This is a genomic window from Campylobacter concisus (assembly GCF_002912425.1).
In the GTDB taxonomy this organism is placed as follows: domain Bacteria; phylum Campylobacterota; class Campylobacteria; order Campylobacterales; family Campylobacteraceae; genus Campylobacter_A; species Campylobacter_A concisus_AH.
The window spans coordinates 1-14890 of the sequence record NZ_POYR01000191.1 but is presented as its reverse complement, the minus strand read 5'-3'; the positions used below and the strand labels follow the sequence as shown (position 1 = coordinate 14890).

At 41.1% G+C, this 14890-nt stretch carries 9 protein-coding genes; 7 read left to right on the top strand and 2 right to left on the bottom strand.

Going from position 1 to position 14890, the window contains the following annotated elements; all coding sequences use genetic code 11:
* Positions 1 to 40 precede the first annotated feature (40 nt).
* Positions 41 to 2014: a methyl-accepting chemotaxis protein gene (locus CYP84_RS10170; protein ID WP_103637452.1), complete on the top strand. Its 1974-nt coding sequence runs from the start codon at positions 41 to 43 to the stop codon at positions 2012 to 2014.
* A gap of 369 nt (positions 2015 to 2383) precedes the next feature.
* On the opposite strand, the gene CYP84_RS10165 is transcribed toward CYP84_RS10170, so the two are convergent.
* Positions 2384 to 2842 (bottom strand): methylated-DNA--[protein]-cysteine S-methyltransferase, encoded by a 459-nt coding sequence (locus CYP84_RS10165; protein ID WP_103566230.1) that lies wholly within the window; start codon positions 2840 to 2842, stop codon positions 2384 to 2386.
* Positions 2843 to 2964: 122 nt separating this feature from the next.
* Between CYP84_RS10165 and CYP84_RS10160 the strand changes: the two genes are divergently transcribed.
* The 6 genes from CYP84_RS10160 to ilvA are packed head-to-tail and all read left to right on the top strand — an operon-like array spanning position 2965 to position 11604.
* Positions 2965 to 5550 (top strand): bifunctional aconitate hydratase 2/2-methylisocitrate dehydratase, encoded by a 2586-nt coding sequence (locus tag CYP84_RS10160; RefSeq protein WP_103566187.1) that lies wholly within the window; start codon positions 2965 to 2967, stop codon positions 5548 to 5550.
* A gap of 36 nt (positions 5551 to 5586) precedes the next feature.
* Positions 5587 to 6798, top strand: coding sequence for an ankyrin repeat domain-containing protein (locus CYP84_RS10155; RefSeq protein WP_103637451.1), 1212 nt, complete (start codon positions 5587 to 5589; stop codon positions 6796 to 6798).
* An 8-nt stretch (positions 6799 to 6806) separates the two neighbouring features.
* The gene (locus CYP84_RS10150) at positions 6807 to 7553 is read left to right on the top strand and encodes an SDR family NAD(P)-dependent oxidoreductase (protein WP_103637450.1); all 747 of its coding nucleotides are present in this window, start codon (positions 6807 to 6809) and stop codon (positions 7551 to 7553) included.
* A gap of 9 nt (positions 7554 to 7562) precedes the next feature.
* Positions 7563 to 9266, top strand: coding sequence for a Na+/H+ antiporter NhaC family protein (locus CYP84_RS10145; RefSeq protein WP_103637449.1), 1704 nt, complete (start codon positions 7563 to 7565; stop codon positions 9264 to 9266).
* Between the two features lie 2 nt (positions 9267 to 9268).
* Positions 9269 to 10378, top strand: a complete 1110-nt coding sequence (gene trmA, locus CYP84_RS10140) for a tRNA (uridine(54)-C5)-methyltransferase TrmA (RefSeq protein ID WP_103637448.1) — start codon at positions 9269 to 9271, stop codon at positions 10376 to 10378.
* Positions 10379 to 10392: 14 nt separating this feature from the next.
* On the top strand, positions 10393 to 11604 hold the full coding sequence (ilvA, locus tag CYP84_RS10135) for a threonine ammonia-lyase (RefSeq protein ID WP_103630745.1): 1212 nt from the start codon (positions 10393 to 10395) through the stop codon (positions 11602 to 11604).
* Positions 11605 to 11646: 42 nt separating this feature from the next.
* Here the strand turns inward: ilvA and CYP84_RS10130 are convergent, their stop codons facing one another.
* A complete protein-coding gene (locus CYP84_RS10130) occupies positions 11647 to 14838 on the bottom strand; it encodes a S8 family serine peptidase (protein WP_103637447.1) in 3192 nt (1063 codons plus the stop codon).
* Positions 14839 to 14890 lie beyond the last annotated feature (52 nt).

Sequence of the window (14890 nt, the reverse complement as noted above, 5' to 3'; positions counted from 1 at the left end):
AAATTTTATAATTCTACCAATATTTCACAAGGAGGATGAAATGAGATCTATATCAAACAAGATCGCATTGACGCTTATTGTTCTTTTGAGTGTATGCTTTGCTGCGATGTCGGCTGTTAGCTACTTTAACGCAAAAGAGGAGGTGGTGAAGCTGATCAGCCAAAACCAAGATCAAATTCTATCTGACATAAAGTCTGTGACGCAAAGTTTTATTGATGACTATATGGAAGACTCGCAAAAGCTAGCTAGCAAGCTAGTGGGCAGTGTGGATAACAAAGATGAAATTCTTGCTCGTTTAAAGTCTACAAAAGAAAATTTAAAATCAATAGTCATAGGTGCGTATTTTGCAGCAGAGAGCAACGGCTATACTTATGGCTCAAATGGTAAAACCTTAACCCCAGAAAAAGATAAATACGAACCAAGGGGTAGGGGCTGGTATATCGCTGCAAAAAGTAGTGGAAAAACTATCTTTACAAAGCCATATATAGATATGGTTGCCCCAGAGCACGACTTATGCATGACTTTTTCTACTCCGATAACGGAGGGCGGCAAGCTTATGGGTGCTACATTTACTGATGTTAATATCAGGCTTTTAAGTAAAAAGCTTCTAAAGATGGGTAAAACCGAGTTTGGCTATGTTTATTTTATGGACAAAGATGGTGTTATCTTGCTACATGACGATGAAAGTCTTATAAATAGTTCTGTTGAAGCAACTAAGACCTTGGCTGCTAAATTTGCAAGTAAAGACTTTGATGAAAACGGACTAATCTCATATAAAAATGCGAAAAACGAAAATGTCTTGGCTAAAATTTTACCTATAAACGACGATGGCTGGCTCGCAGTTGCTGCGATAAATGCCGATACTTTTGCCAGCCAGACTATGCCTCTCCTAAAGATCCAGCTAATCCTAGCAGTGCTATTTATCGTTATCCTCTCAGCATTTGTCTATTTCTTACTTAAAAAGTCTCTTAACCCTATAAAAACTATCCAGTCTAAGCTTGATGATCTATTTAAATTTGTAACTTACGAAGCAAAAGCACCAAGCAAGCTAGAGGTAAGATCAAATGATGAATTTGGCGAGATGAGTAAAGCGATAAATGAAAACATCGACAAAGTCGTAGCTGGCATCAAAAAAGATAGCACTATGATAGATGAGTTAAATAAGGTAGCAAATTTAATGATCAAAGGAAACCTTGGAGCAAAGATAGGCTCAACTCCAAACAACCCATCACTAAATGAACTAAAAGAGCTACTAAATAAATTCTTTACATCTATCTCAGCAAATTTAAAGGGCATAACAAATGTTCTTAGCTCATATACTAAAAACGACTTTACAGCAAAGGTTGAGATAAACGAAGAGCTAGAGGCTGATCTAAAGGCTATGATACTTGGAGTATCAAATATGGGTGAAGTAATTTGTACTATGCTAAACTCAAATTTAAATGATGCCAAGATGCTTGAAGAAAAGGCTACAACTTTGGCTTTGGCTATGAAAGAGCTAACACAAGGCGCTAGCACTCAAGCAAATAGCTTACAAGAAAGTGCAGCAGCAGTTGAGCAAATGAGTAGCTCAATGAATGCCATCTCTCAAAAGACAGCTGATGTTATAAGACAAAGTGATGAAATTAAAAACATAATAACTATCATTAGAGATATAGCAGATCAAACAAACCTTCTAGCACTTAACGCTGCAATAGAAGCAGCAAGAGCTGGAGAGCATGGCAGAGGATTTGCAGTTGTTGCTGATGAAGTTAGAAAACTAGCAGAGAGAACTCAAAAATCTCTAGGTGAGATAGAAGCAAATACAAATGTCCTAGCTCAATCAATAAATGAGATGAGTGAATCTATAAAAGAGCAAAGTGAAGGCATAAACATGATCAATCAATCAGTTGCTCAAATAGATAATCTAACAAAAGAGAATGTAGTAATTGCTAATAGAGCCAATGAAGTAACAAGCGATGTTGATAACATGGCTAAGACAATAGTAAGTGAAGTAAGAAAGAATAAATTTTAATCAAGCCACTTCATAAATCTTTATAAATTTCAACCTAGTTTAGACTGGGTTGGAATTTGTATATGTTTAAATTCTAAATCTTAAATTTAATGCTCAAGAACTATCTATCAAATTTTAAAATTTCTAATTACAAACCAAAAATATTTTTTATAAGAGAAACTCGAGTGAATTTTAAAATTTCATAAACGAGTAATTTCGGCTCTAAAATTTGAGCTAAGCGATAAGTGAAGCCAAATTTTAGTAGTCAATTCTTGCGAGTGAATGAAAATTTAAAATTTGCAAAGACAGCTTTAAATTTGACGTTGTTATATGCCAGCTCTATTTTTAAAATTTAAGAATACTTTTTGAAGGTAAAATTTAAATTTCTAGCTATTTATGCTTGGCTTCGTGCTCTAGTAGCCAAATTTTAGTTGGTAGGCCCTCGCCGCCTGAGTAGCCACCAAGCCCGCTGTGAGAGAGCACTCTGTGGCAAGGGACGATGATAGGCAGTGGATTTTTGGCATTTGCAGAGCCTGCTGCTCGGTAAGCGTTTTTGTGGCCTGCAGCAAGTGCTAGAGCTGCATATGTGGTCGTTTCGCCGTATGGCACTTTTTGCAAAACGTCATAAATTTTAGCTCTAAATTTGGTCGTTTTTATATCAAGTCTAACGCTAAATTTTTTAAGCTCGCCCTTAAAATAAGCCTCCAGTTCATTTAAACACAGCTTTAAATTTTCATCTTTTACCGCAACTTTTTCAAATTTATCTACAAAATTTATCTCACAAATTCCATTTTCGCTAGCAACGATTTCTAAAATTCCAATGGGTGATTTTAGGTAGGCTTTTGACACATTTACTCCTTGAAATTTGAAATTTTGGGCAAATTTTACTTTAGATTGTTTTGCTTTTTGATAAAATGCAAGCAAAATCAGCGATTTTAGACTAAAAACGAGCAAAATCACAAAGGAAATTTATGAGCTTTTTTACCGACTACGAAAAACACGTGAGTGAGCGAGAAAAAGAGGGCGTGCCACCGCTTGCGCTAAACGCCAAGCAAACAAGCGAAATTTGCGAGCTAATGAGACTTGCTGGCAGCTCTAGCGGCGATGAAAAGGCGCAAAACGAGCTAAAATTTCTTATAAATTTGCTCACAAATCGCATAAATCCTGGCGTTGATGATGCGGCAAAGATAAAGGCAGAATTTCTTGGCGAGGTGATAGACGGGCTCAAAATAGACGGCCTTGATGCGGTTCGTGCCATTAAAATTTTAGGCAAGATGCTTGGCGGATACAACGTAGAAATTTTGGTGCGAGCGCTAAAAAATAGTGACGAAACTATCGCACATGCTGCGGCAAATGAGCTAAAAAACATCATTTTGGTGCATGAACACTTTGACGAGATCGCAAAGCTATCAAATAGCAATAAATTTGCAAAAGAGGTGCTTGCTTCTTGGGCAAACGCGGAGTGGTTTACGCATAAAAAGCCACTTGATGAGTGCATAAAGGCAGTGGTTTTTAAAGTACCTGGCGAGACAAATACAGATGATCTAAGTCCTGCAAGCGAGGCCTACACAAGGGCTGATATACCGCTTCACGCAAAGGCGATGCTGGTTAAAAAGATGCCTGAGGGTTTAGAAATCCTAAAAGAGCTAAAAAGTCGCGGTAAGAGCGTGGCGTATGTTGGCGACGTGGTTGGCACTGGCAGCAGCAGAAAGAGCGGTATAAACTCTATCCAGTGGCACCTTGGCGATGAGATAGGGGGCGTGCCAAACAAAAAAACAGGCGGCATCGTGATCGGCACGACCATAGCTCCGATATTTTTTAACACAGCAGAAGATAGCGGCGCATTGCCGATAGTTGCAAACGTAAATGAGCTAGAAATGGGCGATGAGATAGAAATTTGGCCATTTAAAGGCGAAATTTACAAGCTTGCAGGCAATGAAAAAAAGCTTGTGGCAAATTTTAAACTTAGCCCAAACACGCTAAGCGACGAGATAAGAGCAGGTGGCAGGATACCGTTGATGATAGGTAGGCAGGTGACTAAAAAGGCTAGGGAGGTCTTGGGGCTTGGCGAGGAGCAAATTTTCATAAAGCCAGATCAGCCAAAAGAGCTAGGCGGTGGCTATACGCTCGCTGAAAAGATGGTTGGCAAGGCTTGTGGCAAGGCTGGCGTGAGAGCTGGGGCCTACGTGGAGCCTGAAATTTTGACTGTTGGCTCGCAGGATACCACAGGGCCCATGACTAGAGACGAGATAAAAGAGCTTGCTAGCCTTAGTTTTGGGGCGGATTTTGTCTTGCAAAGCTTTTGCCACACGGCTGCTTATCCAAAGCCAAGCGACCTTGAGATGCAAAAGAACTTGCCTAAATTTATGACGCTTCGTGGTGGTGTGAGCCTAAAACCAGGTGACGGCGTCATCCACTCGTGGCTAAACCGCATGGTCTTGCCTGACAGCGTTGGCACGGGCGGCGATAGTCACACGAGATTTCCTATTGGCATTAGTTTCCCAGCAGGCAGTGGCCTAGTGGCGTTTGCAGCGGTGCTTGGAATGATGCCACTAAATATGCCAGAGTCAGTTTTGATCAAATTTAAAGGCGAGCTAAAAGAGGGCGTGACGCTTAGAGATCTAGTCAATGCTATACCTTATTTTGCGATCAAAAAAGGGCTTTTAAGCGTTGAAAAGAAAAATAAAAAGAACATTTTTGCGGGCAAAATTTTAGAGATCGAGGGGTTAGAGAGCCTAAAAGTGGAGCAGGCATTTGAGCTAAGTGACGCTTCGGCTGAGCGCTCGGCGGCAGCTTGCGTGGTAAATTTAAGCGTTGAAAGCGTCGCGGAGTATGTTCGCTCAAACGTTGCGCTAATAGAGGCAATGATAAAAGCAGGCTATGAGAGCCATGAAACGCTGCTTAGACGAAAAGAAAAGATGCAAAAATGGCTGGAAAACCCAACTCTCTTAAGAGCCGACAAAGACGCAAGCTACGCTGAAATTTTGGAGATTGATCTATCGCAGATAGATGAGCCGATCCTCGCCTGTCCAAACGACCCAGACGACGTGGCGACGCTAAGTGAAATTTTAGCTGATAGCAAAAGAGCGCATAACATCGACGAGGTTTTTGTGGGTAGCTGTATGACAAATATCGGCCATTACAGGGCGCTAGCTAGAATTTTGGAGCGTGAGAGCAAGCTCACTACTAGGCTTTGGATCGCACCGCCAACAAAAATGGATAAAAAGACACTTGAAGATGAGGGCGTTTATGAGATATTTAAGAGGCTAAATGCTAGGACTGAGGTGCCAGGCTGCTCGCTTTGCATGGGTAATCAAGCAAGGGTGAACGACAACGCCGTCGTTTTTTCGACCTCGACTAGAAATTTTGACAACAGAATGGGCATGGGCGCAAAGGTCTATCTAGGAAGTGCCGAGCTAGCCGCTGTATGCGCGCTACTAGGGCGTTTGCCAATGGTTAGCGAGTATAAAAAGATAGTAAGAGATAGTCTTAGTTTAAACAAAGATCAAATTTATAAATACCTAAATTTTAATGAAATAAGCGAGTTTAGTATATAAATTTGTTACAATATCGCGAAATTTTAAGGAGCTTTGATGAAAAAAGTAGCTTTTTTTCTCTTTTTTAGCAGTTTTCTTTTTGTAAATTTACACGCATTAGAGTGCAGTGACCTTGCTAAAAAAGAGATCTTTAAAACTACTCCAAACGAGCTTGCTTACGCGAATGAGGGGCTATTTTATTGTGATGGCTCGCTTTTAAATTTAAAAGAGGTAAAAGAACTTTTTGATGCGAGTGTGGCTGTTAGAAGCGAGTCTCAAAGCTGCGTTGGCGAGGGCGTTTATAGAGAAAATTTAAATAAATTTAGATGGATCTTGCTAAAGGCTTCATTTGCTCCTGATATCTATGCAAAAGAGCTTGAAAAGCCAGAGGTCGCAGAAGCCCAAAAAGACGCTCAAATGGAGTACTTTAGATACTGGGCGAATGATAGCTTGTTTAACTTCTTAAAATATAAAAAATTCAGCGAAGCTTATAAAAATGCTCAAACTCCGCTGGTTAAATTTTATGAGGCTTTAGGTGTTGATAGTGCAAGTGCCGCCTACTACGCAACTAGCGTGATAAATGAGTTTTTAAACTTTAGCGTTGGCAAAAATGTAAATAAAGCTAAAATTTTAACTCAAGAGCAAAAGATGATGGCTCAAAAGCTAAGTCAAGACGAGCTTGCGAATTTGCTTTATTCTAAAAATTTCACTACCGCTGAGCTTACAAATTTACTTGATATCGCACTGCTAAATGACAAAAGTAGCGAGATGATAGAAGAGATCATAAGGCGCGGGGCGGATCTAAATTTAGGCGATGAGACGCCGCTATTTTTTGCCCTTAAAAATATAGAAAACGTTAAGCTTTTGCTAAAAAATAGAGCTGACGTAAATCACAAAAATTTTTTTGGCAAAAGTGCGCTTTTTTACGCTGTGCAGTTTGAGGATGCGCCTCTTTGCGAGCTTTTGCTAAAAAGTGGAGCCAATGCGAACGAGAGCTACATCGACGAGCAATCTAAGATGAATATGATAAATTTAGGCATGATGCAAGTAGAAGATACGTGCGGCCTAGAGCATACAAATAGAAGCGTTTTTATGCATGCAGCAGCTCACGCGACGCCTGAAATTTTAAAGCTTTTGATAGATAACGGTGCTGATATGAACGCCACTGATGATGCGGGATTTAACGCGCTTGATTATGCGATTAAAGATAAAAACGAAAAAAATATTAAATTTTTAGAAGAGCTTGGTTTAAAGCCAAATTTTAATTAGGAAGAGATATGAAAAAGACAGCTTTTGTGACAGGTGCGACATCTGGTTTTGGCGAGGCGATCGCTAGAAGACTCTCACAAGAGGGCTACAAGATAGTCGCTCTTGCAAGGCGCGAAGATAGGCTAAAAAAGCTTGCAAGCGAGCTTGGCGATACACACATCATCGTAGCTGACATACGTGATAAAAAGGCTGTTTTTGACGCAGTTGATAGCCTGCCTGATAAATTTAAAGACATCGAAGTGCTTGTAAATAACGCTGGGCTTGCCTTGGGACAAGAAAAGACGATAGACGCGAAGGTGGAGGACTTTGAGACGATGATAGATACAAACGTAAAGGGTCTTATCTACTCTACAAAGGCCGTTTTGCCGCTACTTTATAAGCAAGAAAAGGGCTATATCTTTAACCTAGGCTCGACAGCTGGCTCGTGGCCATATCCTGGTAGCAACGTTTATGGCGCTACAAAGGCCTTTGTAAAGCAGTTTAGTCTAAATTTAAGAAACGATCTAGTTGGCACAAATATCAGGGTGACAAACATCGAGCCAGGTCTTTGTAAGACTGAATTTAGCGAGGTTAGATTTAAGGGCGATAAGGCAAAGGCTGATAGCATCTATGAGCATACAAATTTCATCACAGCTGAGGATATAGCGACTATTTTGCTTAACTGCCTAAATATGCCTGAGAGTGTAAATATAAACAGGGTCGAAGTCATGGCGAACACGCAGACTTGGGCTGGACTTGCGATAGAAAAATTTTAAGGAGTTTATGTGAGACAAATTTTATTGTTACTATTTTTTAGTGCCGTACTTTTTGGCGTTGATCCAGAAGTCGCCAAAAGAAATGCACAAATTTACGGCGTTTTCACGCTTATACCGCCAGTTGTGGCCATAGCGCTTGCTTTTATCACAAAAGACGTTATATTGTCGCTATTTATCGGTGTTTTTAGTGGAACTTTTCTTATAAATATCGTTAATGAAAATGTCTTTATGGGCATCATCAAAGGCTTTACAGGCATCGTTTCAAGAGTGGTTGAGTCGATGGCTGATAGCACCGATGCTGGCATCTTGCTTCAAGTGCTTTGTATAGGCGGCGTGGTCGCACTTATCACAAAGATGGGCGGCACAAAGGCGGTTGCTCTTTGGCTTAGCAAAAAGGCAAAAACTGGTGTTTCAGCTCAAATTTCAACTTGGCTTATGGGTATTTTTGTATTTTTCGATGACTACGCAAACGCCCTAATCGTTGGTCCTATCATGAGACCAATAAGCGATAAATTTAAAATCAGCCGCGAAAAGCTAGCCTTCATCATCGACGCTACTGCAGCACCGATTGCAGGTATCGCTATCATCTCTACATGGGTCGGACTTGAGGTTTCGCTCATCGAAAAGGGCTATGAGCTTATCGGCGAGACAGGCATAAACGCTTATTCTATATTTATCGAGACCATTCCATATAGATTTTACAACCTCTTTATCTTGTTTTTCATCGTCTGTACAGCCTTGATGCAGCGTGAGTATGGCCCTATGCTAGCAGCTGAGAGACGCGCTAGAAGAGGCGAGCTTCACTCTGGCAAAACTCAAATTCAAGACCTTGAAGATAAGACTCTTGAGCCAAAAGAGGGCGTAAAACTAAGCGCTTCAAATGCCGTCGTGCCACTTCTTGTGCTAGTTATCGGCGCATTTACTAGCTTTTATTTTAGCGGTCTTGCTGCGCTTGAGGGCGACGCTCTTAAAAATGCCCTTGCAAATCCGCTCGCGTTTTCAACATTTAAAGATACTTTTGGCGCAGCTGACTCTGCTACATCGCTATTTCAAGCAGCGCTACTTGCTAGTATAGTAGCTATCACGATGGGCGTTTGGCGCAAAATTTTTGATGTAAAAGAGGCTATTAGCACGTGGGTAAAGGGTTGGAAAACTATGATCATAACAGTTGTCATCTTGCTTCTTGCTTGGAGCCTTAGCGCGGTTATCAAAGAGCTTGGCACTTCAAGATATTTGGTTGATTTGCTAAGTGATTCAACGCCTAAATTTATCTTGCCAGTGGCTGTTTTCATCCTTGGCTCATTTATCAGTTTCTCAACTGGCACCAGCTACGGCACAATGGGTATTTTGATGCCTCTTGCTATCCCGCTAGCTTATGCAGTGGGTAAAAACTACGGCTTAGATGGCGATGCGATGCACGCTTATATGATCGTAAATATCTCAAGTGTTCTAACTGGCGCTATCTTTGGTGATCACTGCTCGCCGATATCAGACACTACGATACTTTCATCAATGGGCGCAGGATGTAGCCACATCGATCACGTCTCAACGCAGATGATCTACGCACTTAGCGTTTGTGCGGTTTGTGTGCTTGTTGGCTACTTGCCAGTAGCACTTGGTCTTAGCGTTTGGATCGCACTTCCTTGCGGATTTTTAGCGATCTGGGCTTTGGTTAGATTTGCCGGTAAAAAAGTCGAAGAGAAAGCGGCATAAATTTGGACTGCAAATACCTAAAAGAGTGCGGATCATGCACTCTTTTTACCCCTTATAGTGAGCAAATTTCATTTAAAACTGATCTTATCAAGCAAAATTTCTCCCACTTTTACGAGGGTAAATTTGATGTTTTTAGCTCAAGCCCAAAGCACTACCGCACGAGGGCTGAGTTTGGCATCTGGCATGAGGACAGCAAGCTTAGCTATACGATGCACGCAAGCGAAAAAGGCAAAAAGGTCTTCATAGATGAGTGCCCAAAGGTTTGCGAGCAAATTTCACATCTCATGCCAAGGCTACTTGAGAGCTTGCAAGATGATGAAATTTTACGAACAAAGCTCTTTGGAGTGGAGTTTATCGCCTGTAAAAGCGGCACTTTAGTCACGCTTCTTTATCACAAAAAGCTTGATAGTGAGTTTGAAGCGGCGATGAAAATTCTAGCTAGCAAGCTTGATGTGATGATCCTAGCTAGATCACGTGGTCAAAAGCTGCTAAGTGGTGAGCTAAATTTAGTTGATGAGCTAAATGTTGATGGGCAAATTTATAAATTTAGCCTAAGTGAAAATGCCTTTATCCAGCCAAATAGAGCTGTAAATGAAAAGATGATAGCTTGGGCAAAAGAGTGCGTGCAAAGTGGCGCTGACCTGCTGGAGCTCTACTGCGGACATGGGAATTTTACCATCCCGCTTTCGTTTAAATTTAAAAACGTCCTTGCCACTGAAATTTCAAAAAGCTCGATCGCAAATGCCCTTAAAAACTGCGAGCTAAATGGGGCAGAAAATATCAAATTTTTGCGAATGGACGCTGATGAGCTGATGAGCGCATTTGCTGGTGTTAGGGAGTTTAATAGGCTAAAAGAGATAAATTTAAGCGGCTTTAACTTCTCGCACGTCCTTGTCGATCCACCTCGCGCAGGACTTAGTGAAAGTGTCATAAATTTTATTAGAAATTTCAAAAACATCATCTATATCTCGTGCAATCCAGAGACGCTAAAAGAAAATCTAAATGAGCTTACTAAAAGCCATAAAGTGATAAAATTTGCGCTCTTTGATCAGTTTGCCAACACTCATCATATCGAGTGTGGCGTGCTGCTAGAGGCAAAAGATAAATTTTAAAAGGAAAGTTGAAAATGGTTTCATTAAACAAAATAATCCAAGCAAAGATAACGATCGGTCACTTTGTAAATAAAACTCCGTTTGCGCTAAGTGCAAAACTTAGTAAAATTTTGGGCGCAAATGTCTATTTGAAAGAGGAAAATTTACAGCGAACTGGAGCTTACAAGATAAGAGGCGCTTACAATAAAATAGCTAGCCTAAGTGACGAGGAGCGAAAACGTGGCGTTGTGGCTGCAAGCGCTGGCAATCACGCTCAAGGCGTGGCGATAAGTGCAAAAGAATTTGGTGTGCATGCTTGCATCGTCATGCCAGAATCAACCCCGCTTCTAAAGGTAGCTGGCACGAAGGATCTTGGCGCTGAAGTGATCTTAAAAGGTGATAACTTTGATGAGGCGTATGAATTTGCAGTAAATTACGCCAAAGAAAAAGATATGACCTTTGTTCATCCATTTAACGATGAGTACGTCATGGCAGGGCAGGGCACTGTGGGTCTTGAGATGCTTGACGAGATAAGCGACCTTGATATGGTTATCGTGCCAGTTGGCGGTGGTGGGCTAGCTAGTGGCGTGGCAAGCTGTATAAAGCAAGTCAATCCAAAAACTAAAGTCGTTTGCGTCGGTGCAAAGGGCGCTCCAGCGATGTTTAACAGCTACGGCGCTAAAAAGAGCATAAACTCAAAGTCAGTTCGCACTATAGCCGATGGCATCGCTGTGCGTGATGCGAGCGAGATAACGCTTAAAAATATCGTTGAGTGCGTGGATGAGTTTGTGCAGGTCGATGATGAGGAGATCGCAACTGCGATTTTGTTCTTGCTAGAGACGCAAAAGATCGTAGTTGAAGGAGCTGGCGCAGCTGGCGTGGCAGCACTTATGCATGATAAGATCAAATTTAAAAAAGGTGCAAAGATAGGCGTGGTGCTAAGTGGCGGAAATATCGATGTGCAAGTGCTTTCTATCATCATCGAAAAGGGTCTTATCAAGTCTCACCGCAAGATGACCTTGCAAATCACGCTTGTAGATAAGCCAGGAGCGCTCATGAGCCTAACTGATAGTCTAAAATCAGCAAATGCAAACATCGTCAAGATCGACTACGACCGCTTCTCTACGAAGCTTGACTACGGCGATGCAAGCATCACTATCACGCTTGAGACAAAAGGGCTTGAGCATCAAGAAAAGATCAAAGATACGCTTAATAAAAACGGCTTTTCTTTCACTCAACTATTCTAAATTTATAAGCTCGCTACCTTTTAAAGTAGCGAGCATTTCTAACTAAAACAATATCTCAAATTTAGCATTTACGCTGTTTGATCTTACATCTTTAGCAAAAGCTCCAGTGTAAGAAAGGCCTAAATTTACATTTTTATAGACATTTGCTTTTATGCCAAGGCTAGCTGTGCCAAGGTTTTTAACCTCTTTGCCCTCTAGCTCTAGATATCCAGCATTTGCGACATTTACGCCGATAGTTGGTTTTGTATCGCCAACTAGTCTGTTATAGGCTAGATCAGCTTCAAATTTCATCTTAGTGCTACCTAGGCTAAATGGTACGCTAGGGTTTAGACCAAGGCTAAAAATGCCTAAATTTCTAGTTTTTTCATCAACATCCATTTTGAAAATTCCTACATTTTGGCTTGTGCTATCAGTTTTCATGCGTAGATAGCTTGCACCCATATAAGGATTTAGCGAGAAATTTTCTGTGTTAAAGCTAGTTAGGGCTAAATTTGCATAAGCATTAAGCGCTTTTTCTTTGCTCTTTATATGATCATTTGAGTAAAAGCTAGCTATTGTCGCACCATTTTGCGTTTTGCGCTTAGCATCTGTATATAAGACTCCAAGGTCTAGTTTTGTGCTAGCGATCTCGCTTTTTGTATAGATGCCGATGCTTTTGCCTTTTGTCTTATAAGCGTCGTCGCCGTCTTCTTTTACCTTTTCTGCGCTAGCGCCAAGAACGCCACCAAGTACAAATGCGTCATTTACACTGCCGTCAAATCCAAAAAGCTGTGTCATAGAGTTTGCTTTGATGTCATTAAATTTCATAGCATCAAACATGGTATTTGACCAAAATTTCATGCCGTTTGAGTCGCTCGCTCTTATGCCAAATGGATCAGATTCGTGGTTGATAACTGCATTTTTAAGCATGATGTTTTCTAACAAAAAAGCATTGTGCTGAGCTAAATTTGCCTCATTAGCAAATGTTTTTAGAGTTTGTCTTGCCTCTTTTGGCGTAGTGTAGATGAAGTATCTATAAAGATCGCTTGTGATGACTGCTGGTCTTCTTCTAAATGGTGAAGGAAGTAGCGCTGGCTGGTTAGCTGTGCTCTCTATGAGTTGTGCCACTTTCTTTTGGTTGTCATTAGCTGCGATGCTTGTCATTGTATTTTTTGACTTTTTAAGGGTGAGTTCTAATTTGTTGTCGCTATAGTTTTTACCAAGATCAAAAAATGCATACTCTTTTGAAAGGGTATCTTCGTAGCCTTTGAAATTTCCAGTTGCTGTAAATGTTTTTGATTTTGTGCTGTCGTTATAGAGCCTTTGCATGATCTCTAAGCTTGGCTCACTTATATTTATAAACGAGTTTTTCTCAAAGTTTAGATCTAAATTTGAAGCACCGTTTGAGACGATGTAGCTACCGCCTGATTTGATAGTGGCTTTTACTACGTCATTTGAGCTTTTTTTGGTCACTTCTACTAATGATAGTTGTAAGGTAAATTTATTTCTACTAACCTTTGGTACGCTCATTTGTTTTACAATTTCTAGTGCGCCGCCATTTTCTACTATCACATCGCTTGATTTTAAAGATTGGTTAAGAGCTGTGATCTTGCCGCCTTTTATTATAGTTTTGCCAGTGTAAGAGTTATCTCCTGCTAGGCTTAGTGTGCCTTGACCTCTTTTTATAAGAGTGCCTTCATAGCCCTCGCTTGCTCTTAGCTCTCTTGCTCTTTCTCTAGCATTACCTATCTCAAGTTCAGCTTTTTGCTCTGGTGTTAAATTTGCTATTTTCTCTAGCTCAGCCTTGCGCTTGGTCCAGATTTTAGCCTCTGCATCATCTTCTGTTTTTCTAAATTTGATAGCCACATCGCTTATGTTGTTTGAGTAGATATCATCGCTATTTAAATTTACATCAAATACTCCTAGAAGCTGACCTGGTCCAAACATCGCCTTATATAGATCCACTACGCCCCAGCCCCAGCGCTCATCAGGCACTCCAAGCGCAGCAGTAAAGCCTGAAATTTTTCTTGTATCAGCTGGCTCTTTGAAATCATCATGAATCTGCCTTGCAGTAGTTAGTAGCACCTCTCTTATCTGGGCGTTATTCATATATGGGTATCTTTGCATGATGACACCAAGCGCGCCAGTGACGTGTGGAGCTGCCATTGAAGTACCGCCTTTTGTGCCGTAGTCTGCTTTGCCAGTTTTTAGATCAACGACGGTTGAGTATATAGGTTTTGCAGGTGCTGCCACGCTCCACCATTTTGAGTGACCAGGTGTGTTGTAGCGCTGCGTGTCGCCCTCTAACTGACCAGTGACATTTAGCCAGTACTTCTCAGCATCAGGTCTAAAGTATGGGAGCATCGCTCTTGTATATGACTCTTTCATCCCGTCTCTGTTGCCAGCAGTAAAAATTTGGATGACACCATATCTTGTAGCGACCTCATAGGCTGCATCTAAGAAATTTTTGCCATTTACTACAAATGGATAGTAGCTTTTATAGGCAGCATCAAGATCTTTTATGTCTAGGTTGTTGCCACCATCATATCCAGTAGCACCTTCATAGGCTTTGTAAAATTTGCGGTTTGAACCCCAGCTGTTATTTATCGCTCTAGCTCCACTCTTTGCTAGTCCCTCGTAGGATTTTAAAAAGAAGTTGTAGTCTTGATTTGGACCATATGTCATACCGTCAGTGCCGCCAGTATTGCCCATTATAAGCCTTGAGTCAAATGCTACGCCGTGCATGCCCACACCATCTCTTGAAGCAGCTATGCTGCCAGCTACGTGAGTGCCGTGAGAGTCGTTTACTCCAGCTATCCAGTCGCCATCTATGCTAAATTCCTCATCTTTTTTAAAGTCACCAAAGTCTTTTTTATTTTTATCTCCGCTACCTTTTTTAAGAAGAGGTGAGTTGCCATACTCAGTATCGGGGTATCTTTGACCATCTTTATAGTAGCTACCAGAAACTTTTAGCGCACTTACTCTGCCATCACTAAATTCTGGATGGCTAAGTAGCACTCCAGAGTCCATCACACCAAGCGTTACTCCTTTGCCAGTTGCTCCAAGAGCGTAGGCAACGGCTGCGTTCATATTCACTAAACCCCAGTCGGCTTTGTACTCATCGCTTTGCCAGCTTTTTATATCGCCAAATTTACCTCTGTTTTGCTCACTGGCACTTAGTTGATTAGCAAGCAAAAGAGTGCAGCAAGCAACGCTTAAAAGGATGCACTTTTTGCTTGAAACGGATCTTTTCATATCTCGTCCTTTGCATAAAATTTAAACCAATTCTAAAAATGGTCCTTATACA

Excerpts from the sequence above, each read along its gene's own strand:
- CYP84_RS10170 (WP_103637452.1), top strand. The coding sequence starts at position 41 with ATGAGATCTATATCAAACAAGATCGCATTGACGCTTATTGTTCTTTTG.
- CYP84_RS10160 (WP_103566187.1), top strand. The coding sequence starts at position 2,965 with ATGAGCTTTTTTACCGACTACGAAAAACACGTGAGTGAGCGAGAAAAA.
- CYP84_RS10155 (WP_103637451.1), top strand. The coding sequence starts at position 5,587 with ATGAAAAAAGTAGCTTTTTTTCTCTTTTTTAGCAGTTTTCTTTTTGTA.
- CYP84_RS10150 (WP_103637450.1), top strand. The coding sequence starts at position 6,807 with ATGAAAAAGACAGCTTTTGTGACAGGTGCGACATCTGGTTTTGGCGAG.
- ilvA (WP_103630745.1), top strand. The coding sequence starts at position 10,393 with ATGGTTTCATTAAACAAAATAATCCAAGCAAAGATAACGATCGGTCAC.
- CYP84_RS10130 (WP_103637447.1), bottom strand. The coding sequence starts at position 14,838 with ATGAAAAGATCCGTTTCAAGCAAAAAGTGCATCCTTTTAAGCGTTGCT.